The sequence below is a fragment of the Pelosinus propionicus DSM 13327 genome (assembly GCF_900114615.1).
Lineage (GTDB): Bacteria > Bacillota > Negativicutes > DSM-13327 > DSM-13327 > Pelosinus > Pelosinus propionicus.
Genome location: NZ_FOTS01000010.1, coordinates 1 through 24,991 on the forward strand (window position 1 = coordinate 1; position 24,991 = coordinate 24,991).

The 24,991-nt window shown below is 38.2% G+C and carries 23 protein-coding genes, 1 pseudogene, 1 riboswitch and 1 other annotated feature; of the genes and pseudogenes, 12 read left to right on the forward strand and 12 right to left on the reverse strand.

From position 1 onward, the window contains the following. The first annotated feature begins 304 nt into the window (after positions 1-304). The gene (locus tag BMZ99_RS06710) at positions 305-649 is read left to right on the forward strand and encodes a hypothetical protein (protein WP_090934296.1); all 345 of its coding nucleotides are present in this window, start codon (positions 305-307) and stop codon (positions 647-649) included. A gap of 48 nt (positions 650-697) precedes the next feature. Here BMZ99_RS06710 and BMZ99_RS06715 read toward each other — a convergent pair. The 8 genes and pseudogenes from BMZ99_RS06715 to BMZ99_RS26955 all read right to left on the reverse strand — a co-directional run bounded on the left by BMZ99_RS06715 (position 698) and on the right by BMZ99_RS26955 (position 8,638). Further along, positions 698-1,509, reverse strand: a pseudogene (locus BMZ99_RS06715) (HAD-IIA family hydrolase). Further along, positions 1,510-2,889 carry a sn-glycerol-1-phosphate dehydrogenase gene (locus BMZ99_RS06720; RefSeq protein WP_090934299.1) on the reverse strand — a complete coding sequence of 460 codons (1,380 nt, stop codon included), beginning with the start codon at positions 2,887-2,889 and terminating at the stop codon, positions 1,510-1,512. A gap of 126 nt (positions 2,890-3,015) precedes the next feature. Then, positions 3,016-3,831 carry a PTS system mannose/fructose/sorbose family transporter subunit IID gene (locus BMZ99_RS06725; protein ID WP_090934301.1) on the reverse strand — a complete coding sequence of 272 codons (816 nt, stop codon included), beginning with the start codon at positions 3,829-3,831 and terminating at the stop codon, positions 3,016-3,018. A 21-nt stretch (positions 3,832-3,852) separates the two neighbouring features. After that, entirely contained in the window at positions 3,853-4,614 is a 762-nt protein-coding gene (locus BMZ99_RS06730) for a PTS mannose/fructose/sorbose/N-acetylgalactosamine transporter subunit IIC (protein ID WP_090934303.1), read from the reverse strand. A gap of 43 nt (positions 4,615-4,657) precedes the next feature. After that, positions 4,658-5,131, reverse strand: a complete 474-nt coding sequence (locus tag BMZ99_RS06735; protein ID WP_090934306.1) for a PTS system mannose/fructose/N-acetylgalactosamine-transporter subunit IIB — start codon at positions 5,129-5,131, stop codon at positions 4,658-4,660. A 15-nt stretch (positions 5,132-5,146) separates the two neighbouring features. Further along, positions 5,147-5,569: a PTS sugar transporter subunit IIA gene (locus BMZ99_RS06740; protein ID WP_090934308.1), complete on the reverse strand. Its 423-nt coding sequence runs from the start codon at positions 5,567-5,569 to the stop codon at positions 5,147-5,149. 406 nt (positions 5,570-5,975) lie between these two features. Further along, the gene (locus tag BMZ99_RS06745; protein ID WP_245754860.1) at positions 5,976-8,186 is read right to left on the reverse strand and encodes a sigma-54-dependent transcriptional regulator; all 2,211 of its coding nucleotides are present in this window, start codon (positions 8,184-8,186) and stop codon (positions 5,976-5,978) included. A gap of 44 nt (positions 8,187-8,230) precedes the next feature. Further along, positions 8,231-8,638 carry a hypothetical protein gene (locus BMZ99_RS26955; RefSeq protein ID WP_245754861.1) on the reverse strand — a complete coding sequence of 136 codons (408 nt, stop codon included), beginning with the start codon at positions 8,636-8,638 and terminating at the stop codon, positions 8,231-8,233. A gap of 236 nt (positions 8,639-8,874) precedes the next feature. Between BMZ99_RS26955 and BMZ99_RS06750 the strand changes: the two genes are divergently transcribed. The 7 genes from BMZ99_RS06750 (at position 8,875) to BMZ99_RS26235 (ending at position 12,932) form a co-directional block, all read left to right on the forward strand. Further along, the gene (locus BMZ99_RS06750; RefSeq protein ID WP_090934311.1) at positions 8,875-9,501 is read left to right on the forward strand and encodes a TetR/AcrR family transcriptional regulator; all 627 of its coding nucleotides are present in this window, start codon (positions 8,875-8,877) and stop codon (positions 9,499-9,501) included. 189 nt (positions 9,502-9,690) lie between these two features. Then, positions 9,691-9,912: a hypothetical protein gene (locus tag BMZ99_RS06755; protein ID WP_090934314.1), complete on the forward strand. Its 222-nt coding sequence runs from the start codon at positions 9,691-9,693 to the stop codon at positions 9,910-9,912. A gap of 175 nt (positions 9,913-10,087) precedes the next feature. Continuing rightward, the gene (locus BMZ99_RS06760) at positions 10,088-10,522 is read left to right on the forward strand and encodes an LptA/OstA family protein (protein ID WP_245754862.1); all 435 of its coding nucleotides are present in this window, start codon (positions 10,088-10,090) and stop codon (positions 10,520-10,522) included. A 106-nt stretch (positions 10,523-10,628) separates the two neighbouring features. After that, positions 10,629-11,477, forward strand: a complete 849-nt coding sequence (locus BMZ99_RS26960; RefSeq protein WP_245754863.1) for a lipase family protein — start codon at positions 10,629-10,631, stop codon at positions 11,475-11,477. Between the two features lie 41 nt (positions 11,478-11,518). Continuing rightward, positions 11,519-11,776: a hypothetical protein gene (locus BMZ99_RS26965; protein WP_245754864.1), complete on the forward strand. Its 258-nt coding sequence runs from the start codon at positions 11,519-11,521 to the stop codon at positions 11,774-11,776. Between the two features lie 613 nt (positions 11,777-12,389). Then, the gene (locus BMZ99_RS06770; RefSeq protein ID WP_090934320.1) at positions 12,390-12,665 is read left to right on the forward strand and encodes a DUF4405 domain-containing protein; all 276 of its coding nucleotides are present in this window, start codon (positions 12,390-12,392) and stop codon (positions 12,663-12,665) included. A gap of 90 nt (positions 12,666-12,755) precedes the next feature. Continuing rightward, the gene (locus tag BMZ99_RS26235) at positions 12,756-12,932 is read left to right on the forward strand and encodes a hypothetical protein (protein ID WP_175490489.1); all 177 of its coding nucleotides are present in this window, start codon (positions 12,756-12,758) and stop codon (positions 12,930-12,932) included. A 373-nt stretch (positions 12,933-13,305) separates the two neighbouring features. On the opposite strand, the gene BMZ99_RS06775 is transcribed toward BMZ99_RS26235, so the two are convergent. Continuing rightward, positions 13,306-14,250: a LysR family transcriptional regulator gene (locus BMZ99_RS06775; RefSeq protein WP_090934323.1), complete on the reverse strand. Its 945-nt coding sequence runs from the start codon at positions 14,248-14,250 to the stop codon at positions 13,306-13,308. A 293-nt stretch (positions 14,251-14,543) separates the two neighbouring features. Continuing rightward, positions 14,544-14,631, forward strand: a riboswitch (cyclic di-GMP riboswitch). A 157-nt stretch (positions 14,632-14,788) separates the two neighbouring features. Here BMZ99_RS06775 and BMZ99_RS06780 point away from each other — a divergent pair. From BMZ99_RS06780 to BMZ99_RS06790, 3 genes are all read left to right on the forward strand, one after another. After that, on the forward strand, positions 14,789-16,504 hold the full coding sequence (locus BMZ99_RS06780; RefSeq protein WP_090934327.1) for a methyl-accepting chemotaxis protein: 1,716 nt from the start codon (positions 14,789-14,791) through the stop codon (positions 16,502-16,504). A 255-nt stretch (positions 16,505-16,759) separates the two neighbouring features. Then, positions 16,760-17,014, forward strand: a binding site (T-box leader). Between the two features lie 113 nt (positions 17,015-17,127). Further along, a complete protein-coding gene (locus BMZ99_RS06785) occupies positions 17,128-18,096 on the forward strand; it encodes a bile acid:sodium symporter family protein (protein ID WP_090934330.1) in 969 nt (322 codons plus the stop codon). Between the two features lie 36 nt (positions 18,097-18,132). After that, a complete protein-coding gene (locus BMZ99_RS06790) occupies positions 18,133-19,422 on the forward strand; it encodes a lactate racemase domain-containing protein (RefSeq protein WP_090934333.1) in 1,290 nt (429 codons plus the stop codon). 180 nt (positions 19,423-19,602) lie between these two features. Here BMZ99_RS06790 and BMZ99_RS06795 read toward each other — a convergent pair whose 3' ends face one another. The 3 genes from BMZ99_RS06795 to BMZ99_RS06805 form a co-directional block, all read right to left on the reverse strand. Further along, a complete protein-coding gene (locus BMZ99_RS06795) occupies positions 19,603-21,519 on the reverse strand; it encodes a TonB-dependent receptor plug domain-containing protein (protein ID WP_245754865.1) in 1,917 nt (638 codons plus the stop codon). 645 nt (positions 21,520-22,164) lie between these two features. Next, positions 22,165-22,398 carry a hypothetical protein gene (locus BMZ99_RS06800; protein ID WP_090934336.1) on the reverse strand — a complete coding sequence of 78 codons (234 nt, stop codon included), beginning with the start codon at positions 22,396-22,398 and terminating at the stop codon, positions 22,165-22,167. A 395-nt stretch (positions 22,399-22,793) separates the two neighbouring features. Beyond that, positions 22,794-23,408, reverse strand: a complete 615-nt coding sequence (locus BMZ99_RS06805; protein WP_175490490.1) for a LysE family translocator — start codon at positions 23,406-23,408, stop codon at positions 22,794-22,796. A gap of 110 nt (positions 23,409-23,518) precedes the next feature. On the opposite strand from BMZ99_RS06805, the gene BMZ99_RS06810 reads away from it, so the two are divergent. Next, complete coding sequence (locus BMZ99_RS06810; protein ID WP_090934342.1) at positions 23,519-24,883, forward strand: phenylacetate--CoA ligase family protein; 1,365 nt, start codon at positions 23,519-23,521, stop codon at positions 24,881-24,883. Positions 24,884-24,991 lie beyond the last annotated feature (108 nt).

Consider the following 24,991-nt stretch of genomic DNA (forward strand, 5'->3'; position numbering starts at 1 on the left):
GATCTTATTCACTGACCGCAGCCTCGCATAATAAGCATTCATCTGTGAAAGTCATTTTGCTGGATACCTTTCGCCCAGAGACGCAACATCTGTGTTAGCGGTATTTGATGAATAAGGCAGGCGTCAAGCTTTATAAGCAATAACCAAAAGGTTTCGCAAGGAGGATAAGACGTTACCTTTGCTAAATTCTCTTACAAATATTTTAGCATCAAGGGGTTCCTTTACGTGTTGAAAAAATAAAATAAGTTTTGTAAACAACGGCGGATTGTTGCTTACAAAACTTATTATACGAGGAGATAAATGTATGAAATTTCGAAAAGAAGACTTCGTTAACTGTGTCGGCTCCGTAACTATAGTAACAGATAACCGTATTATATTTCAGGGACAAATAAAGAGATTTGAAGATCGTTACTGCAAGCAGGAATGGCCAACAGTAGAAGTGAATGCCCAATTGGAAAGTAACCCTGAATTTATTGTACTGTCACTATCTTGCGAACCTGCATTAATAAGAGATAATGCCACAATACAGACTATCGACCCTGATTTATTTAGAGAAGGTGATATTGTTAGAATCAATCTAGATGAAATTTCAGCTATTGGCCCAAGCAATGGTTGTATTGATGACGCTGAGGTTGCGGAAGGGGAATAAAAAACATTAAAATAATAAGAAAAAGCACCCTTCAGGGTGTTTTTCTTATTACACAAAATAGGCTTTTAATTCTTTTAGTGAATCAAATATTAGAGTTGGATGTATCTCAGACTTCTCCAAATCTCCTAACTTAGTTTCACCTGATAAAACCAAAATCGTCACCAAGTCATTTCCTTTGCCAAGTGCAATATCCGTGTATAATCGGTCACCAATCACAGCAATTTCGTCTGCTTTGAAGCCTGTATTTTTCAAAATATACTGTAAGGTATGAGTTGTCGGCTTACCAAAGTATTCTGGCAAAATCCCAGTAGAAGCCGTAATCATGGCGCATATAGATCCGCAATCGGGAATAAAGCCATCTCCGTTGGACAATTAAAATCAGGATGAACCCCTAAAAAAATCGCCCCTGCACGAATAAACTTACAAGCTTTGGATACCTTCTCATAAGCTAACGTTGTATCAAAACCTACAACTACTATATCCGGATCTTCTTCTACTAAATGTATATTAGAATTTTGAAAGTCACTTGTTAAATATTCATTTCCCAAGAGAAACACTTTTTTCTCTGGCTTTGCCTCTTGCAGATGACGAATAATGACATGATTGGAAAGCAGCATCGCATTCTCTTTTACATCATAGCCCATATGATGAATTTTATTGATATAGAACTTTGCATTTTGGGATGAATTATTGGTAAAAAATTTAAATGCAATCTTGTTTTTTTCTAGTGCCTCTAAGAATTCAATGGCACCATCTACTAAATTACCACCTAAATATACCGTTCCATCCAAATCTAAAATAAAGCATTTTACCTTATGTAAAATATCTTGTACTTTGTCTTTCGCTACCATTCCATTCATTTATACTTCTTCCTTTATTAAGTAATTATGAACCTCATGGGCAAATTTTTCTAATATTCCAAGATCAGATAATAAATTAAGGATGGTATATCTTGTCCGAATTTCTTTCGCCATCAGGATACCATTGATGACATGTTGCTCATCAATGCCAACCTCCCTGGGACGACTCGCTCCTCCAGCATGTTTAAGAATCGCTGTAATTTCTCTTGCCGAAGGTATACTCTTAACGATATCGATAATTTCACTCATATTTTCTTGAATGATATGAACCCTTGCAATTCTCTTGTCTATAGAGTTCCGTTGTTCTTTTTCATTGATTTGAATAATTTCCTGAGCAGCCTTTTGATACAGCCTTTCAACACTTTTTTTCCATTGCTCTTGATCAAATGAATTGGCTTTGTTAATAGCGTCGTCAAAATTAATTGTTGATCGGGCTACTAGTTCGCTCAATCTTGCCGTAATTACAGCAGCGATCCCTACTTTTGTACCATGGAGCACGGCCTTCTTCTGTTCAAATAAAAACATCATCTCCCAATAATGGGCTAAGTGATGCTCTGAACCCGAAGCAGGTCTGGAATTACCGACAAAGCTCATGGCAATCCCCGTCACTACCAAGGCTTCCATTAAGTTTTTAATGGCACCTTCGTCTCTGCAGTTCATTCCTTCTATGTTATTGATACATTTCATCATGGATTGTGTAACCATTTTTTCAACAACATCGCAGTAGTATTCACCATTAATCACCTTACCTAACTTCCAATCCGTTAGAGCTGAATATTTTCCAACAATATCTCCAAAACCAGCGATAATCATATCCATAGGTGCTTGTTTTAATATTGTAATATCTCCAATGATGGCTTTGGGGCAGACACATTCAAAAGAGGTTTTAAGATTATCAACAATTAAGGCGGCTCCGGTGGAAGCAAAGCCATCCATGGAGGGGGCTGTTGCTACAATAATAGTTGGGATGCTGGTTTTGTGACTGACAAATTTAGCTAAATCGTTAAGTGTACCTGTACCTATGGCAACAATTACCTCTGTATCCTTTTCCACTTGAATCAGTAATGTACCTACGGCTGCTTCGTCAGGAACCAGTTCTTCTTCTCCTTGAAATACAAATTTTTTGTATGCAAAGTTTGCTTTACTTAAAGCTGCTTCTACCTGCTTGCCAGCGACTTCATTCGTGTGAACATCGGCAATGACTAATGCTCTTTTATATTGAAATTCGCTTAGACATTCAGGCAGTTTATCAATCCCATCCTTTTCGATTAGAATACGATCAATCGCAACGCGATGGGTCTCTTTGCATTCGCAATGTATTTCATTACCTAAGAAATCTTCTATTTCTAAATGCTCAATCGTATCGAGTGTTATATTCATCTTGCTGCTCCTTATCATCAAATTTCCTTTTAAAACCTATAAACGAATCGAACCACAAAGACACAAGGTACACAAAGAATTCTATTTATATTTGTAACTTTGTGGTTGATACATTACTATAGCCTCTTAAAATATGCCTAAAATTCCTGTAACAGCGCCTAAGGTGATTAAGATACCCATTAACTTAATAGGAGAAACACCCTTCTTGACCATCGAAAGAACAATTAAGGTTAATGCCAGCGGGATCAATCCTGGCATGAGTTTATCAAGCAGATCGGTCTGTAAGTTAAATTTTACTTGCCCTACATCGAAACTAATTAAAGTTTGCAGAGGAATAAACCGGCCTACCAGCCCTCCCATGACAAGAGTTCCTAAAATCGATGCACCTTCAATTACCTTATTAATCATGCCGCCTTCTAAAATTTGCTCCACTGCCTTCTTGCCATAAGTATAGCCATTCATCCACATAGTAAGCTGAATGGAAGTCATAATAGCAAATTGCGCAATTAAGAAGATTATGGGACCTGCAAGATTTTGATTATTGGTAATGCCAATGCAGATCGCAAGCATAATGGGAGTAATAATCCCTTGGGTTAATGTATCCCCAATACCCGCTAAAGGTCCCATTAAACCAGTCTTAATTCCATTGAAAGCTCCATCAGTAATAGGCTTGCCATTGGCCTTTTCTTCTTCCATGGCAATCGTAATTCCATGAATCACAGCGCCGCATACAGGCTCTGTATTGAAGAAGGATAAATGCCGCTGTACTGCTGCCTTGGCATCTTCTTTATCAGGATATAATTTTTCGATAACGGGCAGCATGGAATGGGCAAATGCAGTAGCTTGCATTCTTTCATAGTTATAATTGGATTGGGCGAACATGTACCATCGAAACCATGATTTGAGCACATCATTCTTTGTTAATGTCTTTGTAGTTTGCACGCTAACTTACCTCCTTCATCTTTATACATTGACATCTTTTTTACCGGAATAGCGCAGGGAAGTTACTGTCAGGGCTAATACAATACCCATAATGGCAATAATCAAGATGTCCTGCTTGAAATATACAGATAAAATAACACCTAAGACAAAAAACGGCATAGTAAAGGAATTGCCAATTAATTTCAAATTCATTGCGATGCCCAGAGCAGGCAGCATGGCACCGATTACCGTAAACACATGCAATACGCTAGGGCTCATCACTCTCAGCATTCCTGATACAGCATCCGGTCCATAGAATACCACTAAGGTGGCAGGAATAAAACTAACTAAGAATAGCAAAATCTGAGGGGGAAAGACATTGATAAATGCTAACCTCCTTACATTGCCTTTTTCAACCTCCCTATCCGCCCAATGAACAAAAAAGGAATTTACCGTCATTTTAGCAATCCAAAGCACTGTTGCAATGGTTCCTAATGGCACTGAAATCGCCATGGCAGTGGCCACATCCAGATTTGAGACTAACGCAAGAGCCGTTCCAACATATCCTGCAAAGGAAGGGTCACCCATTTGGGCCCCACCGGCTGAAATAAAGCCTAAGTATATAACATTGATGCCCGCACCAATTAATGCCCCTTCTAAGGGCTGACCTAAAATGATACCAGTAATAAATCCAGCTACCAACGGTCGATTAAAGGTAAAGAAACCAACATAGGTAAACCAGGGACTCCATGAAAGATAATAAAAGATACCGATTAACGCAGCCTGTAAAAAAGAGATGTGCATACTTTTTCCTCCTTTATTTTGCAAACATCACATGCTTAGAAGTTTAAATCATCGCTGCCATTGGCATTTTATTTGCATCAGGAACAATTTGTACAAAAACATCCACACCAAGAGTCAATAGTTCTTTAAAAATCGCTTTTTCTTCTGCCGATATTGAAATGTTTCTGTAGAGCTGCTTTCTGCCCTGTGTTGCTCCCATACCGCCTAGATTTAAGTCCGCAATGTTAACCCCAGCCTTTATAAGACCAAGTACCGTTTTGGGCGTCTTAACTAAAATAATAACTCTTTCACCAATATCTTCTCCTGCCAGTGTTACAGCGGCATCCTCAGTATTAAAAATATCCACTTTAATAGAAGATGGTGCCGCCATCTTTAACACTTTTACCATAAAAGAATCTTCAGCTACCTCATCATCCACGACAATAATGCGATCTGCTTTGGTGATTTTTGTCCAGGCTGTAATCACCTGCCCATGTATTAATCGATCATCAATTCGAGTCAGAACAATATGTAACATAACATTCACCTCTTCTTACTTATTCGTTTCATCAAATATTTTAATCTCTTTAAAAAGTTCTCTGATTCCCATGATACCGGTCTGGATACATACATTCGTTAACTCATCTAACCCGTAGGACTCTCTCATATTAAAAGCCTCAATAATCATTGGCAAACTAAATCCAGCAATACACCGAAAATTACTGGTAATAGTGCTGCTCACCTTAGCGGTGTTATTATAGGGACTTGCGCCAAATAAATCAGCAAATACCAGTACCCCCATTCCTGTATCTAATGCTTGGATGGCTGCATTGACCTTCTCGCAAAACGCTTCAATGCTATCTCCGCGATAACACCCCAGCGCCAATGCGTTTTCCTGCTTCCCCAAAATTAATTGAGCAGTTTGTAAAGCTGCTTCGCCAAAATTTTCATGGGTTACTACTAAAATTCCAATCATTAAAATCCTCCTTTCTTTGTACTACATAGTAATGCAACTCCTATGCCAACTATGTGTCTCATTACCTGCCTGTCTAATGACAAACCGTCTATAATCTATGAATCTAACGGTTCATTTGCTCCAAAAAATGAATTTCTAATTTGGATATTTTCCCTATTTAAAATGTGTCTTAAAATGTGTCTTAGTTATTTTTTATGAGATGTGTCTCAGAATTTAAGACACATCAGTAAAATGCAGAGAACTACATCACACTTTTGTCATGGTGAGTGATAGCGAAGTAATTTCTAACAAGGAGGAGATTATTTGCTAATGCTCGCAACGACAGATAAATAAGTATTCTTCAGGAATGAAAAGAAGCTCAAGAGTTCACATTACATTTTCTCTTAAGCTTCTTTACTGTATTCTTTTAGCTCGATAGGACATTAAAATGTGCATCTGTCATTTCAACGACATAGGCTAATTCAGTATTGGGAATTTCAATGCCAAATGTCTCTTCCACGATAATAAACGCATCTTTAATCGTCTTGAAAAGAGATTCCTTGGACTCCTTAATATGTAAGAAATTTGTATAGGGTAAGGGTTCATTCCTTATGATTCTTTCAATCATGCAAGAACAATGAAATAAGAATTTGATCCTGATACTTTCATCAATAGCTTTATTGTAGCTATCCGCAACCTTTTCTAATACTTCATTGAGCAATCTTGATGCTTTCCCTACATTTAAGAACGTGAGAATTTCTTCTAGCATGGCAATAGCACGCTCTTGATAGATAAAGGGCGAGTAATCAAATTCAACTGGCGAATTATCTACTTTTATTCTGCCGCCAATTAACGGACTCATTCCATTGACACTTTCCACCAGCATATCAAGACTGATATTGGGTAGCATTGCTTTTCTTGCTGCTTCGATCACCATCGGAGTGCTCACCATTTTAACGACTTTTGTGGGTATACCTGTTCGTTCTGAAATGATTTCAGAAAAAGTAGTAAGAGAACCCATATCGACTAACAACAGTACGCCTCGCCCTTTATTGATTTTCTTCACCTTTTCAATTGCCTTTTCCAAAATTACTTCTACCTTTTCTTCCAAGGGCATGTCTATTGCATGAATACATTGATAACCTAGAAGGGTTTGGGCTACTTGAACCATATTGGTAGCTGTAGCATACCCATGAGTGATAACCAATACCTCAATATTTTCCTCACTCTTTTTTATATGCAGGGAGTATAGCAGCATAGCGGTAAAAGCGACTTCGTCATCAGGGATATGGATTTTCAACTTCTCTTCCAGCTTATTTTTAATCATTTCGGCAACAGCAAATTCCTGCTGATGCTCTTCATATATCTTGTTAATATTTGGATGGATAGAAATCTGCCCTAAACGCAGCCTTTCCACAAGAGTCTCCATATGTAAGGCTAGACTGTATATTACGTTACTATCAAATAATAGCCCTATAGCCTCTTTTGATTCTGCTAAGGATTCTTCAATGATTTTGACAATTTCCGGAGTAACGATTTTTGCCAGAACTTCTTTTTCTAATAAAAGATTCCGATCTTGGCTTACAGAAAAAGAATCGTGAAAGCGATTTTGAATCTGCTGATTCATGCGTTCTCTAATTTCACTGATAGAAAGACCCTTTTCTAGAAAATTTTGCGCACTTTTAAGGATGACATCATAAAAATCCTCTTCTGTTTTATACTCATCATATAACAGTACGTTTTTCAGACTTGCATGTAGGTCTTCCTTTGCACCGTTAAATGTGATCGATTCAAAATCGTTTAAATTAAAGGCCTTTGCTATTTCCTGTCTCTTATTATCAATGGTGAAAAATCCTTCTTTTAAGCGCTGTGAGAGCTGGGATAATTTTATATGGACATCACTTTGCTGCTCAGTAACATATTCTACAAATGCATTGGCACACATAAGCTGTATATCATTTTTTAATTGTCCTATATTACCTGGGCATTTGTAAATCAACAATACTTTTAAAACTTCTTTTGATACTGTTACAGGTATTTTAATCTTGACTGACTCTTCTCTAAAAAACTGGCAGATAAGGGTCATTCGTCCTTTCAATGACCGCTCTGCTAAACTAGGAAGCATAGTAATTACCGGAATTCTTCTTAGCAGCGTAGCGAGAATCACTTCTTTGGGATCTTCAGTCGTAGCAGCAATGATCAGTATGTCAGCCTTACGAGTATTTTCCGATTCCCCTAATCGGCGATAACTTCCCCGATCCATCAAAGAAAAGAGCATTTCCTGTCCTTCCGGCTGCAGACGATGAACTTCATCCAAAAATAAAATCCCTCCATCTGCTTGATCCACTAATCCTTTCTTTTCAATATCTGCACCTGTAAAAGCACCTTTTACATTACCAAAAAGATGTGAAACTAACAGCTGCAGATTATCGGCATAATCAGCACAATTAAATATGACATAAGGAGCATTAGCGGAGAATCGTCCTATTTCAATTGCATAACGATACATAATTTCCGCAAAAGTTGTTTTTCCAATTCCAGTCGAGCCGATTAATAACGTGTGTAATCCTTTAGGCGGGTATAGAATTGCTGCCCTAGCCTGCTTTACCTGATTTTTTAAATCATCTTTAGAACCCACTATATTCGCAAAGATATCATCTTTTGCTTTTGTATGATTCTCTACTAAATTGTGTGATTTATTTTTATTACAAGAAAATATTTCTTTTTTTCATTACAAATCAGCGATGTTTCTATTATTAGCTTTCTAAAATCAGTATCTTGTTTAATAATTGGATCTTTTATCATGATCTGAGCATTTGCTTCTAACCAGATACGGTCCAGATAACGTACAGGCTTACCTAAGATTTTAATAACCTTTCCCTCAGCCATAAGGTTATTTAATTCCGTGCTAACATTATTCCTGGCAATGTTGAGCTTTTCAGATAAAAAAGTGGTTTCAAAACCGATTTTTTCTAGCACTTTATACTTGCTAAACTCAATCTCCTGAGTGAGCATTTTTAATTGCAGATAGACTCTCTCTTTTCTATGCATTTTATGTTCTAAACTATAAAATGTATCATCCTTTGGCAATAGATCCTCCCCCTTATTCCCTATCGTCAACGGTGGCTGTAAGCAAAATGAAATTATCAAAAAATACAGATAATTTACACTCTCTGTATTCCACACATTTTCTCAAAATCCCCTCTGCCTTGGATAAGATCAATCATTTTACATTTTGATACAGTCTCTGTATTTTAAATAAAGCTTGACATCAAATTCCAGCAAAGTTTATAATTTGACTGAAATCAATTAATGAGGTGATGAATATGGCCCGCCCTCCACAAGATCCCCAGATACGAATAGCAGAAATATTAGATGCTGCTGAACCGCTGTTTTATGCCAACGGCTATCATGAAACAGCAATCAGTGACATTGTAAAAAAAATGGGAGTTGCTCAAGGAACACTCTATTATTACTTTAAATCGAAAGAGGAAATATTAGAAGCACTAATCAATCGCCACATGTCCACGTTCACATCAGCATTTGAGCCGATCATTAATTCGGACAGCATCGCCCCACTCCAAAAAATTGAATTCGTAATACAGTCCATATTCCGCACCATTCACTACAAAGAAGGGCTCTTATTTGATTTTTTATATGATGACCGTACTTTGCATCTCGTAGACAAATTATCTCGTCAAGGTAAACAATTAGTGGCACCTTTTCTGCTAAAATTTATCGAAGAAGGAAAGCAACAACACTATTTTGATGTATCACATCCAAAAGCAGCATTGAATTTGATTCTGGCCATCCTTGATTGCCTGATTGATGCAATTTATAAGAAATCACCAGATGACCTACTCACCTGCCAGTTTAAGCTTGCAGAAGAACTCATGGCAAAAGCATTAGGGATGCAGGAAGGCACAATACGTATCTTTATCAATGATTTATAACAATGAATATAAAAAACGCTATTCAGTCAATAAATAGGTGGATGTTTTTTTAGCCAATTAATTGACTCAAATCGATTAACTGGTTTCGAGCAGGCTACTATCAACACCACGAACACATTGGTAAAGCAGCTTTTGCTGTACGATCTCATTGACAAGCATCATTAAGCTATAACTAAGGAGGCATCGCAGATGTGTAATACAATCATACATGGCATACTCGTTGAATCTGATTCTTCCCTATCAGGGGAAGAAATCAACAATCTGGTTTACGAAGTCATTCAATCCTGGACCTGGGAAGGCAAAAAACTTGGAAAAATCGAGATTATACGTGATGGACAATGGATGCAAGTCCGCTCTTATGAACAACCTTTTATCCAACTTGTCCCCATGAAAGCAACATTAAAAGAGTAAAATCATACAACCATTCCATTGAATAAGAGAAACTTAAAACAAAGCAAATGGCATCTTTTCAGGATGATCAAGAGCCAAGAAAATAACCTGCTAACAGCATCTTAGCAGTTCGGGAGGTCAATCAAATATGAATCATAAAATTTTATTATCCCTCATCTTGCTTTCGTGTCTTTTGGTGAGCACTACAATAGCTTCCGCAGCCAAGCCTATCATCAACGCTGATACCACCTACTACGATGTAAACACTGGGCTTTATATGTTAAAAGGAAATGTATATATTGAAGTATCCAATCGCATCATAACGGCGGGCCAGGCAAAAGTCAGCCTCAATTCACTGGAAGTCTGGGGCTCAGACGGCATAACCCTTACACAAGATAACATTTCTCTTACTGCTGGCAGCGTTTACGTATATGGTAGTCAGAAGAAGGCCGTACTTGACGGAGGCGTGACATTTAAACAACCCGACTTAACCATATCCGCCGATACAGCAGACTTTAACTGGCGTACCAAACTAGGGACGTTTAACGGTAACGTACAGATTACTCAAGGTGATAAGAAGTGGTCTGCAGACTCTGTAACTTATAATATCATAACCAATACGCTGCAATAATCTCATTAGTCTGCTTTGCTATGCAGCAAAATCGTATGCATGCGGCACTATAAACGAATTCTCCGTGTGGCGATAATATTGAATAAATTCTGCCCCATGGAGGCTTATGATGAAGAAGCTAGCGGTGTTGGTCTTCAGTCTTACGCAATTATGGTATCCTTTTTTTGTCCATGCTGGCCCAAGAGAAGACTATGAAGAGGCTTATAAACTATATATTGCAGCCGGGAGCAGTGCAGCGGCTTATAGCGACCGGATTGGTGAGTTGGCTACGCGCTATTTAACACAAGGCGGTTGGCAGATTGATCATTACATCCAAGCACAAGGTCATACCGGTGCCCGCTTTCTTATTGCCAAAAAAGAACATCCAGGAAATGCTTCTGAGTATCTTATTGCCATTGTTGGAACAGAAAACAATAAGGATATAAAAACCGACCTACAGGTTGATAAAATTTATTTTGCAGGTAGTAATACTAAAGAATTCACAGTCAATGCCAATAAAAAAGATGTACCCAACACAGAACCTAAGGTTCATAAAGGATTTAATCAATTTATACAAGCTATTCCGTCTGCAGTCTTGCGTAATCCCCAGCACTCTCGTCTCTCACTACCTGATCTGCTCATGGCTGATAAAAACGCTAAACTGTATCTTACTGGTCATAGCTTAGGTGGCGCGGCGGCAACATTGGTCGGAGCAAGACTCCTGAGTATGGGAATAAATCCAGAACAAATTGAAGTGATTACTTTCGGCGCACCGGCTGTAGGCAATGCCGCGTTTGCCGCCAAATCCCAACCGATTCTACACCTGACGCGAATCGTCAATGCAGGCGATCCAGTAACTGGCGTCCTGCAAACTTTAGTTGGTGGCTATCAGCAGTTTGGCCGAGAAATTAAATGGACCTCGCCGGACACCGTGGGGGATCCCCATAAATTAGTCACTACGTCGATTCTGCAATAAAAAACTATTATGCTAAGCGCAGCCAGGCCGTGGAGGCCGGAATGGAACTGCCCGCTGCGCCTGCTACAAAACAAATAGATCTCGGACGCGTCTACATTGCCGCACTCCAAAATAACCTTCCGCCTGTTTTGACAGAAGATTTTTGGTATATGTATGAAGCATTAAAGGATGAGTACCGGAGAATACTTCCAGACGCTGTTATCGCTGATACACAGGCATCCCCGAATGCATGGCGGGAAGCCGCTGTCTCCTCCGGCTGTCGATGGGCCATTATATCTGAGGTAAGCGCTATCGTGTAAAACAAGAAAAAAATACTTATTATATAACAGTAACTCAGGCTATATATGATGTCACCACCAGCACTGTCGTTGACACTACCATTTTTTCAACCGGGACATACAACCTAACTCCCCTAGAAGCATTTATCCATGCTTTCAAAGGAATACATATCAGGCAAAATAACTAGCTCTTAGCCATCTAATGCCCAGAAAATCTTATTCTCTGCAACCAGAAAGAGGAAAAATCACCTCCTTCACTCATGCCATTAAGCCAGATAATCAACGGGTTCTGTTTGTTCTCCTTTGCTGGCTCAAATCATGTATACTTCATCGTAATATTATCATTGGTTTCTTCACTGAAAGTAAAATCGTCAATGATTGGGCTGATATTTCCAGTTGATTTTGTTACCACGCGACTGGAAATATCACCTTTTTTTTTGCTGCGATCAATTAAACCTGAAATTTTTATTCATAATTGTATATTTTTTTTATATTTTCACCGACTGGATTAACTGCAGTGCACGATTCTTTGAGAACTTCAGCTAGTTGTTTCTTCTACATAAAAACCGTAATATTTTTGTCACATCTATCAAGTATAATTAAAAATAATTTAGAATAACTGGAGGATCAACGTATGCTATCAAAACCTGAAAAAAACTATTGTTTGGATATCGCTTTGCTATTATTTGGAGCCGTGAGCATTGCCACAGGAGTTGCTATATCCATAAAGCCGCCTGCCTTAATGTCATTCTTGAAGGCTATAAACGTCAAATCTCTGCATGAATGGTCAAGTTATGCTCTCACTATTTTGCTTATGTTTCATCTCATATTCCACGTGGACTGGTTCAAGGCAATGACGAGAAAAAAGATTCATTCTAAAAAAAGTACAACAACGATTCCACCGAGTTAATCTCAGATTATGCTTGTAATTTCAAAGAAATATTAAATGCAAGTTTGCTATTATAAAATAGCGAATAAAGTAATTCTTTGGAGGTTAATTGTGAAGAAGTCAGTTCAAAATTTTCAAGTAAGTGAGCTACAAATTCCACAACGCAATATAATGAATTTAAAAATACAACAAGATATTTGCCAAAGAAATTTTGTATTGCAAAAAATACATTCTTTTTTTGTAAAAATAGATGCTTTAAATATTGAGTATATTTCTCGCAGATGGTAAATCATAACTTCTAATATGAACAGGTTATTTGTCCCTACTAATGCTACTCTTTTCGACTGAACTTCCTCTTGCATATAAGAAACTAGGAATGGTGCCAACCCTAATCTAGCCTAAAGAGAAGACATCCATAATATCTAATAAATAGATATTATGGATGTCTTCTCTTATCAAATACTAAATTTTGCTAAAGTACTGGCGATTCCAATTATAGGAGTATTGTCAGGAGTAATTTTTCTCAACGAATCTCTCTATTGGAATACCATTATGGGAATCGTACTCATCTTGAGTGATATTGAGGAACAAACTTGATTATAGGTAGTTTTTCTTTATTCGATTTCTACTATATAAGCATTATTCTATCAAATATGCGACACTACTCAGCAACTGTTGATCTAAACCTTTCATTCACGATTTCAATAAATAGTTGTGCCGCTTTAGAAACATAGGCATTTTTCTGAACGGCTATGCACATTGTCCAATGTGGCGCGTATTTCTCATCCATATAATAGTAGGCAGGATGATAAACACTCGGAAAGATTTGCAAATACTGCAGTGGAACAAATGTTATGCCAACTCCTTCACAGGAAAGCCGTCTTGCAGTTTCATAGCTTTTGGTAGTTAATATGATAATTGGATTAATATTGGCTTTTTGCAGAATAGAATCGGATACGTGCCTAATTTTTTGTTCTTTGTTTAATAAAATAAATGGCTCGTCCGCAAACAAAGTAAGATCTATTTGGGGGTATTCTCGATCGTTGTTATGTACGGCATATTGACGCAAAGGATGATCCTTAGCAGTTACTAAAAGAATTGGTTCTTTGAACAAAGGATAAATATCCACATTTTTACTATGAGAATGCTTACAAAACGGAAATGTATGCATAATCGCAAAGTCGATTTCTCCTGAAGCTAAAGCCTTGTTTAGCTCCGTAGAATTTCGCTCCACAATATATACCTCTATATTGGAACATTGCTTTTTAAATTTCGGCAAAACAATCGGCAGTATATAGGTTGCAAGATAAAGGGTAATGCCTAGCACAATTCTACCTTTTTTCAAGCTATTGATATCACTCACTTCAATTTCAAAGTCATTATATATTTTCATGATATCTATAGCAACTTGATAATACCGTTCACCGGCAAACGTAGGAATCAAACCCGTATTTGTCCTTTTAAATAATTTGGTTCCAAGCTGCATTTCAATTTTTTGGATACAATTGCTAAGGGAAGGCTGAGTCAGGAATAGTTTTTTTGCAGCCTTGGAAATGCTGCGCTCTTCCACAATTATTTTAACATATAATAATTCACGTTCTGTCACAGCTGTTCATCTTCCTTTTCCGGTTGTAAACTCACCCACAATTTTTTTGTGCTACCGCTATTCATCCTTATATAAGAAATTGACCAGATTTTTGCCTTTGCCAATACGTATAGATGTTTTTGATATAGAGAAAAACTATAATAGATATAAAATAATAAGTATTTGATTATATCTCCATCCTTATTATACAATGGCAACATAAAAAATGGTAATTTTTCCACAAATATATAACACAAATCTAACCATAATGCAAAGAATATAACATTATGAAATGCAACTATACTAAATATATTTAAATAACTCGGCAAACCTGTTGAAAAGCAGGGACGCAAAGCTATGGGTCTACAATCGTTATGCGATCAAGACTGCCAGGCCGCCATGTTTGTCATGCATGTAGACGGTCGGAATCTTCTGACCGTTTTTATTATTATTTAAAGTCTATTCATAAGGAGGTCTTAAAAATTTAAATATTGATGATTTAGACATTCGATACAACAATTGATTAAAGCAGCTTAAGAATTTAAAAGGAGAAAAAATCATGCAATTTATTGAGAATATGAAAGTCCAATTTAAATTAAAAATACTAGTATTTATCGGTTTTTTATGTATGGCAGTTGTCGGATACACAGGGTATCATTACCTTAGGCAGTCAGATGCTAACATGAATTTAATGTATAAAGATCGATTGATTCCAGTTAAGCTGGTAAATGAAAGTGCTACGAATGTCAGAGGATCAATCGCAGCAACAATAGAACTGATGGTTACAACAGATGAGAAGAAGAATCAAAAGTTAAGAAGTAATATCGATAATCGATCAAACTTAATTAGGAATGCACTTGCCGAAATCGAGAAAATTCCTACAGATCCACAAGGCAAAGAATTATTAGATAAAGTACAAAGTTCTCTGGAAAAACAAATTTTAGCAAGAGATCGGGTTATTAGGTTAACACAAGAAAAGAAAAGCGTTGAGGCTTACGCAGCATATGTTAACGAAGTAGAACCTTTGACAAATGACCTTACAGGCAGTTTACGAAATCTTATGGATTATTACACTACAGTATCAGAGCAAATGAATGCTGCTAATCATGAATCGGTTGTAAAAGCAACACAGATTATGATTAGTATCATTTTAATGTCTTCTTTACTATTAGGGTTATTGGGCTGGTACATTACCAAAGTCATAACAAAACCCTTACATACTATGGTATTGTTTTGCAATGAATTATCTGCGGGGGATTTTAGTGATAAGCCCCGTGCATTTGTCAGTAAAGATGAATTTGGGCAATTAGCAGATGCTTTGTCCAATACACGTGTCAGCATCCGAACACTGATGCAACATGTCAACGACTCAGCTGAGCAGGTAGCCGCCTCTTCCGAAGAGCTGACTGCTAGTGCTGATCAATCATCTCAAGCTGCTAACCAAGTTGCCGAAGCCATTACCGATGTAGCCACTGGAATGGATGAGCAGTTACATGTAGCCAATGGTACCGCTGAGATTGTCATAAATATGTCAGCCAGTATCCAACAAGTTTCAGCCAATACAAACCAAGTAGCTGAGCAATCATCTTTAGCAGCTGAAAAGGCTAATGAAGGTAATAAATCTGTTGACAAGGCCGTAAATCAAATGACCTCGATCGAGCAGACGGTCATCTCTTCTGCACAAGTAGTTGCCAAATTAGGAGAACGCTCCAAAGAAATTGGACAAATTGTTGATACAATTTCCAGTATTGCAGGACAGACTAATTTACTCGCTCTAAACGCTGCTATAGAAGCTGCACGTGCAGGAGAACAAGGACGTGGCTTTGCTGTAGTTGCTGAAGAAGTTCGTAAACTTGCGGAACAATCACAAGATGCAGCCAAACAAATCGCAGGTTTAATTGGAGAAATACAAGGAGATACCGACAAAGCCGTAAATGCCATGAATGATGGCACCCGAGAAGTAAAAGTGGGAGCTGAAGTAGTGAACGCTTCAGGAAAAGCCTTTCAGGAAATTGCTGATTTAATTTATAAAGTCTCGAATCAAATAAAAGAAATATCTACTGAGATAGAACAAATGGCTGTTGGCAGCCAAAGGATTGTCGAATCTGTAAAACAGATCGACACACTTAGTAAAAAAACATCGAGTGAAGCTCAGACCGTATCGGCTGCGACCCAAGAACAATCAGCATCCATGCAGGAAATAGCGTCCTCCAGTCAAGCATTGGCCAATTTAGCAATGAATTTACGGCAAGCTATCAGTAAATTTCACATTTAAAATCCTATAACGATCAGCTCCTTCTACTCAGCTAAGATTTCCTTTTATACTGAAAGATCTCGTTCCCTCTTCTCCATCAGCCATTAGAATAGCGCACTACTGAAATAATGTCCTCAATAACACGAAGATCTACTCCATTTTCTTATAGAAGTGACAAATCGTCTTCAATATTCCACTTGACAGATACAAAAGGAAGAGTATAATGATAGATAATTAACAAAAAGCAATGCAATATCAATTGTATTTAATATTATTGTAAATGTAATGAGGGAGAATGTTGCAATCCTACAATCGTTTCAGAGAGCTGGTGGTTGGTGTGAACCGGTAACGAAGGGAATGTAAAAATCACTCCTGAACAGCAAAGCTGAAATGTAAAAGTAAGCTGCGCCGGTTTCAGCTCTTTAAAAGAGTGCAACCGTTATCTTGCTAGGGTTGTTAGACCTGATGAGATGTAGACCAATTGGTCTATGAAAAAGGGTGGTATCGCGAGAAATTTCTCTTGCCCCTTTGAGTCAATTAAAGACTCGAAGGGCAAGAGTTTTTTTATTGTAGACCACTTTTCAATAGCAATATTGCATGATTTAGTTATGATTCCAACTATAATGTATTAGGAGGTTTTCTACATGGTTATGTTTTTAGAAAAGTTAGCTGCGCTGGTTTGCAAGTATATGACGGCCTGGGTGTTAATTGCCTCAGCTATTGCTTTTGTAAACCCTGCTCCCTTCAAAATTGTCGGTCCATATATTTCCTATCTTCTAGGTGTGATTATGCTGGGAATGGGGCTCACTATGTCCTTGAAAGATTTTAGATTGGTTCTGACTAGACCAAAAGATGTTTTTTATGGTGTGAGTTTTCGTTATTTGATTATGCCGTTGGCAGGTTTTGGTGTAGCGAAATTATTAGGGCTGCCACCAGCTTTAGCTGCAGGAATGGTGTTATTAGGAGCCGCTCCCAGCGGCACAGGTTCAAATGTCATGACTTACATTGCCAAAGGGGATACAGCCCTTTCTATCACGGTTTCCAGTGTGAATACGATATTAGCTCCCGTTTTGACACCATATATCTTCCTACTATTGGCTGGTTCAATGATTCCTATCGACGTTACCGTACTCCTTGTTGACATCGTCAAGATTGTATTAATCCCTGTGGCTGCAGGTGTTACCCTCCATATGGCAGCTCCTAATCTGGTGGAAAAGATTATTAAAATTGTTCCTGCTGTGTCAGTTGTATTCATTATTACCATTTTGTCTTCTGTTGTCGCACTGAATGCTGCAAAAATGGCAACTGTCGCTTTGGTGCTATGCCTTGCCGTAATACTGCAAAATGTCTTAGGGCTGACCCTTGGTTATTATTCTTCAAAATCAGTTGGTATGTCTTCAAAGAAGTCACGGGCAATTACATTTGAAATTGGCATGGAAAATTCAGGTCTCGCTGTCGCCCTTGCCTTGGCTCATCTTGATCCAATGGCGGCTTTGCCCGCTGCAGTTGGTGCTGTTTGGCAGTATATTAGCGGCAGTATACTAGCTAGTTATTGGTCAAATCGATCTCCAGGGGAAGAAAATACAGATAAAGATATTGTACTGGCAGAATAAAAAAGAGTATACCAGTGAAAAGGAAGGGATATTGCCATGGAAAAGAATATTGCCTTAAAGTATGGTAATGAAGAAATGGTATTAACTATTGCAGAAGAAAATATTCTGCAAGTTATCAAAAGTAATCCTATTGTTTTTGATAAATCGGAACTTGAGATTATACAAACAGCCCTGGAAAATCCCATTGGCAGTGAGAGGCTTGCCAATCTAGTACGAGAAAGAGAACGGGTTTGCGTTATTATCCCCGATATTACCCGCGCCTGGCAGAAAACAGACTTATATCTGCCATTGGTGGTTGAGGAACTAAATCGGGGTGGAATAAGAGATGAAGATATTCTTTTTATCTGCGCATTGGGAACTCACCGTCCACAAACAAAAGAAGAGCACCGACTACTGTTAGGGCCAAAATTGGCCGATCGATTTCAAGTCATTGATCATAACTGCCAGGATCAGGATAATCTGATTGATTGCGGTACCACTTCTTTTGGTACACCTGTGCGGCTCAATAAAAAGGCAATGGAATGTGATCACCTTATTTTAACTGGCGGTATTGTTTATCATTTCCTTGCCGGGTGGTCCGGTGGTAAGAAATATGTGCTACCTGGTATTTCCTCCTATGAAACGGTTATGAAAAATCATGCCTTGTCACTTAATCCAATTAGAGGATTAGGACCTCATCCGGACGTCCGTTCCGGCAATGATGATACCAATCTGATTCATTTGGATATGTTGGAGGCGGCCAGCCTTGCCAAACCAGCATTTCTTTTCAATGTTGTAACTGCAGAAGGAAGAATCGCAGGCGCTGTAGCAGGACATTTCAAGGATGCTCATGACAAAGGAAGGGAGCTTGTAGACGCCATTGATGGTGTAACCATACAGGAAAAAGCGGACTTAGTAATTGCTTCGGCAGGCGGTAGTCCGAAAGACGTAAATCTATATCAATCCATCAAAACACTGATTAATGCACGCGAAGCGACAAAGCCAGGCGGAACGATGATTATTCTGACTGAAAGCCCCGAAGGACTTGGCGGTAATGCAGACGTACAGAAAATGATTTTAGGTTATGACACCGTTTTGGAGCGGGAAGATGCTTTAAGAGCTGATTATAGCATCTCAAAATATGTTGGCTATTATTTCTGCGAGTCGGCAGATAAATTTGATTTGCTATTAGTTTCATCCTTAGACCCTGATCTTTTAAAGAAAGCAAACATTACGATTGTTAAAACCCTAGATGAAGCACTTGAACTGGTTTATGCAAAGCGTGGACGTAACCTTAAAACTCATATCATGCCCCATGGGGCAAACACATTGCCTAGACTTGCATAATTTAAAAAAATGATTTCATTGATAAATTTTGCTAATAGAAAGAGTCGTCAACCTCATACAGAGGTAGACGACTCTTTGTGGATAAGCCTGTTAATAACATGTGAATAGCTGTTGATAACTTTAATTTCATCATTTTTCCAGGCCCAAGGGTTTAAGATGTTAAATTATAGCGTGGGCACATTATATACGTCGTTCAACACCGAATGTAAACGAACGGCTGGGCATTGGGAACTTTCCTGGTGTAGTAGTTTGGCTAATAAGCTCATATGCTTCATTGGTTAAGTTGTAACCCTTGAGATAAAAGCGCGTATTCTGATCAGCCTGATAGCCCGCTGTCAAATCCAGTGCTAAATAGGAGTTATCGGTATATGCTTTCGTACTTCGTCCAGTTGCAGTCTGCAAGGTTAAACCAACATCCCATTTCTCCTGATGATAATCTGCTCCCACAAAATAGCCATTCGGTCGCGCGTTCAATGGATCTAATTGATAGTTAGTTGATTTCGCCTTGTCTAATATCTTCCCTTTAGAATATGAATACCCTACCTTTACGTTCCACTGATCCGATAGTATTTTTGCTGCACTGATTTCAAGTCCTTGGCGCTTCTCACGATTCACATTTTCATATATGCCAGGAGCACCAGAGTCACCAGGAACCCACTTAATTGCGTTATTTAGGCGAGTACTGTAAACACTGGCCTGCAATGTGGTATTCTGATCCACTTGCCGATTGATTCCCAGCGTGACCGTATCGCTTTGTTCCTGTTTTAAATCTTTATTCCCTTTCATACTTGAATTATCTGCATACAACATCTTTAAAGTTGGATTCTTCACCCCTTGTCCCCAGGACAAATATACATTAGTATTGTTTGACAGTTCTTTATTAACCGAGATATGAGATGTAACGTCATTACCGAAGATACTTTGATGATCAAGACGGCTGCCCAACGTTAAGGACCACTGGTCACCCATCTTCCAGCGGTTTTCTGCAAATAAAGAGGTACTTGTCACATCACCGCTTGTCGTTGTATTGCTGCTAATTTCATCAAAATGCTCTTTTCGTGTTTCCGCACCACCAACCAGTGTATATCGATCATTTATGGTCCAGCTTTGCTGCCATTCGGCACCTGTTGCTTTAAGATCATGCCAGTAGGGGCTGCCATAGTGCGCTGTCGCTTCATCGTTGTTCTGATAAATTCGGAAATAATCCTGCGCTCCTTTTGTTTTGTTCCAAGAATAGGTCAAAGCGACATTTAAATCAGAAGTACTTCGGCGACTGTTAGGATAGGTAACAATTTCCGTTGCTGGTGTTTTCAAATTCAACCCATAACCGTTATTTTCCTCCATCCGTTCAACTTCCAGTGCCAGCGAGCTGTCGTCTCCCAACTGCTTTTCGAGATACAAACTTTCATAATCCCTATCAATTTCACTCGAATTAAACTCCAGGATCTTTCCGCTGCGAGGACTTTTGTAGTCGAAATTACCACGCTTTTGTTTTTCCATAGTCAATACATAGCTAATATCATTGTCTACACCTTCGGTAACCAGACTGTAGCGCTCCGAATTCCAAGTGCCGAATTCAGTGCTAACGACTGTCCGGTCCTCCTTGGCTTTTTTGGTGATGATATTAATAACGCCTCCCATAGCGCTGCTGCCGTACAAGGCCGAGTTAGGGCCACGAACAATTTCAATACGTTCAATATTTTTTACAGCCAGATTGTCAATATTGACTGCCCGGCTGTTACCGCTAACAATCAAATGTCCCCAATTCATTTTTCTGCCGTTGACAAGCACCATAACGCGGTCATCGCCGTTGATAATTGGGTAAGAGGCAAAATTACTTGTCCCGATACTGACATTATTGTCTTTTAGGATATCCGATACTTTCGTATATGCCTTTTTCTCAATCATTTCATTCTCAATTACCGTAACATTGGCAGCTACTTCGCTTTTCTTTACTGGTATACGATTGGCCGTTACAACATATTCGTCAAACTCAAAGCTTTGCTCTTCTTCAGCTGCAGCAATATCCGTCATACCTGTCAATGATATCGCACTGCAAATCAGCGCACATAACAACTTCTGTTTTTGTTTACTCACTACACAACCTCGCTCTTACATATTTTGATATTGATTATCTTTATCAATTATACCAATATTTCTTTTTCTGTCAAATTTTACTGAACAGAAATAAAAGCTGTCTCATAGAATAAAAAATAAGTCCCTTATATTAGACATTCTAGAGTACGTCTAATGCAAGAAGACTCAACTCCTTTACGATTCTGAGATATAAATGTAAGCTATGAACGAAGGTTGATCATCTTGTTGCACTCAGCAGCTCAATAAGGTGAAAATTTATCTTACATATGAATAATAAATCACAAAAAAAATGAACCATGCATAGGATATTTTTCCTAAGCATGGTTTTAAGATTTACTGTTGTACATTACTATATTCATTTAATCATGAAATCCTGTTTTCTGCATGATTTCGCCCTGTCTTTTCAATTCTTCAATAATAAAAGCACCTATTTTCTTTAATACTGTCATGTTTATCACTCCTTTATTTTTACCATTTATTGTCCTTGATGTAAATATATATTAATCAATAATTATTGTCAATTAAAAAGTTTATTCTATTAAAAAACGCAATTTGGTAAATTATAAATATTACATATTGCTAGAATTGCCTGTAAATACTGAAATCGCCTCACCCGAAGGTAAGACGATTCATTTCTTCATCCTCTTAAAATACAATTGGATAGTCTTTCTTTAATCTTTTTACCTTTAACTCATCTACCGCAGTATATTTTTCTTCGGCAACTTCTCTAACCTTTTCCTCAATCACCAATTGAAAAAGAGCAGATTCTACATCTTCATGGTCACTTCCCAACACTGAGTTTATTTCTTCCGCAGTCATTTCGCCATAATCATATAATAAGCACAAGATATCAGCTTGTAGAAATTCTAAATACTCCATAAAATCTCTCCTGCTCAATTATTTATTATTTAGTATATCCCACGATTCATCTATCAATAAATATGGTGTTACAATTCATAATGAGAATACTTGTAACTAACAAATCCTTAAGCAATTAGGCCTAAGGATTATTATTTTGCACATTATCGTTTGCGAAATTATAACGGGGATCAATAAAATTTATTTCATATTTTTAGAGAATCATTTTTCTCCCTTTTTCTAACTGAATATAACTATCTCCATATTATTTTATGTATGATCATTATTAAAGGTTACATAGCACATTATAGACTCTCATCAAAATAAAAAAATACGACTCTATTATTATTTTGCTTTTCAACTATAAAAATGGGAGAATATTTTATGATCTCTATTGTGGGATTACATGGATAGAATTATAATCCCACAATAGAGATCATACCTAACAAAATTATAATAATACCTGCTATTTTATTAGTCTGAACAATAACATGTGGCGTTACTCTGCTGCGAAAAAGACATACAATACTGGTGAGGACACCCCACCAAAGCGCTGAGCCAATAAAGACACCTAAAGAAGCTAACAGTGTAGTAGGCATATCTCTTACTGACAAGGCAATACCAAAGGATGAAAAAAACGCAATAAAGGTAAAGATGGTAACTGGATTGGTCAATGTCAAAAGAAATACTCCTGTACAAAGCCGATAAGAACTATGCTTTGAACCTTTGTTATCGGATATACTTCTTGGTTGTGCACGAAAACTTGCAATCCCAAGAAGAATAATAAATGCTCCCCCTCCCCATCGAAAGACAGTGTCATATTCAGAAATAAAAACTGTAAGTATGCTCAGTCCGGCTGCTGCTCCCGCCCCATATAATGCATCAGCCAGCGCAGCTCCCATCCCTACCATAAGACCAGATATGCGTCCTTCACTTAAGGTATATCGTATACAAATTAAATTGACAGGCCCAATTGGAGCAGCGAGAATAAAACCGATAACAATACATTTCATCAGAAGAATATCATTCATCGAATAGTCTCCTATAAAAGAATCTAGTAACAGTGTCCGCAAAAATTTTAATGAATATACTTTCCCTTTACTATGCATAAGGGTTATTTGTGCGGACATAATGAAAAAGAATGATAAAAAGCATTATTATCGTTATAGGAGAAATTATGATTGCAGAAATGATTGATAGAACACTGCGGCGCTTTGAAGAACGGAATTGCCAGCCTGTAGTTGTCAAAAAAGCAAGCACCTTTTTCCACGGAATGATGGAATATGGGATGAAGCCGGAGTTAATTACTGCCGTTCAAGAGCGACGGCTACGTAACACGATACATTATGTATATGCACATTCTCCTTTTTACCAGCAGCTGTTTAAAAAATGTGCAATACGCCCGGAGAATATACGAAAAGCGTCTGATTTGCAACAGCTTGAATTCACTACTTCCAGTGATATCCGACAATGGCAGGACTTCTTATGTGTCCCTGAAGAGAGATTGTCGGCAGTTTTTACAACATCCGGTACAACAGGTGAACCTAAAAGAATGTATTATACCTATAAAGAAATACAAATGTTATCCAATCTTTATGGTGCAGCACTTCGTATGGCTCATGCGGGAAGACTAGTTGCCCTAATTGCGTTACCCATTGGACATGGGCTGTGGATTGGCGGCTCTAGTGTACAGCGCGCTGTAGAGCGTGCAGGCGGATTACCACTAAATGCCGGTGCAGATAATCCTCAAGAAACAATCCGCTGGATGAAACTCTTTTCCCCCAACGTGATTTTCTCCTCCCCTTCTTATATGACAGCCCTAACCCGCGAAGCGCAGCAATTAGGGTATCACTCTTCCATTGATAAGATCATCTTGGTAGGTGAAATATTAACTTTAGCACATAAGCAATTCTTTAATGATTACTGGGGCGCGGGTATCTTTGATAGCTATGGTTCAACAGAAATTGGCGGCGCTCAAACTATTTCTCTTCCAGAATGCAGCGCCTTTCATCTGAATGATCTGCATCTTATCACAGAGATCATTAATCCGTTTACTGGTAAACCAGCTGATGAAGGCGAATTGGTATTTACCACGATCCGCAGAGAAGGAATGCCATTGATTCGCTATCGGTCAGGTGACAGAGCACGCTGGGCAAAATGCAGCTGCTGGCTGCCGCTGCAGGCAGTTAAGATTAAAGGAAGAACTGACGACATGATTGTCGTCGGCGACATGAATTTATATGGGCGAGTCATAGCAGATGCTGTAAGTACTGTTTCTGCTACTACTGGCAGGGTACTACTAACAGTAGGCAAAGAAAATCTTAATGATAAATTGACAATTACAGTAGAAGGCACTCCTCAAAAAGATTCCGTACAAGAAGCTTTGTTAACAACCTATCCAGAGCTGACAACGAACATGAAAAATGGTAATTTATCTTTACTGATTGAAACAGTATTTGATCTTGGCTCGCAAGTTAAGGATGTCAAAATAATAGACCTCCGCTGATACTTTCCATAGGAAAAATCCCACTATAATGAAGAGCTATGCCTTCTCATTATAGTGGGATTTTTCTATGCTCGTTTCTTTATACATCTTACCTATAGATTCATGTTT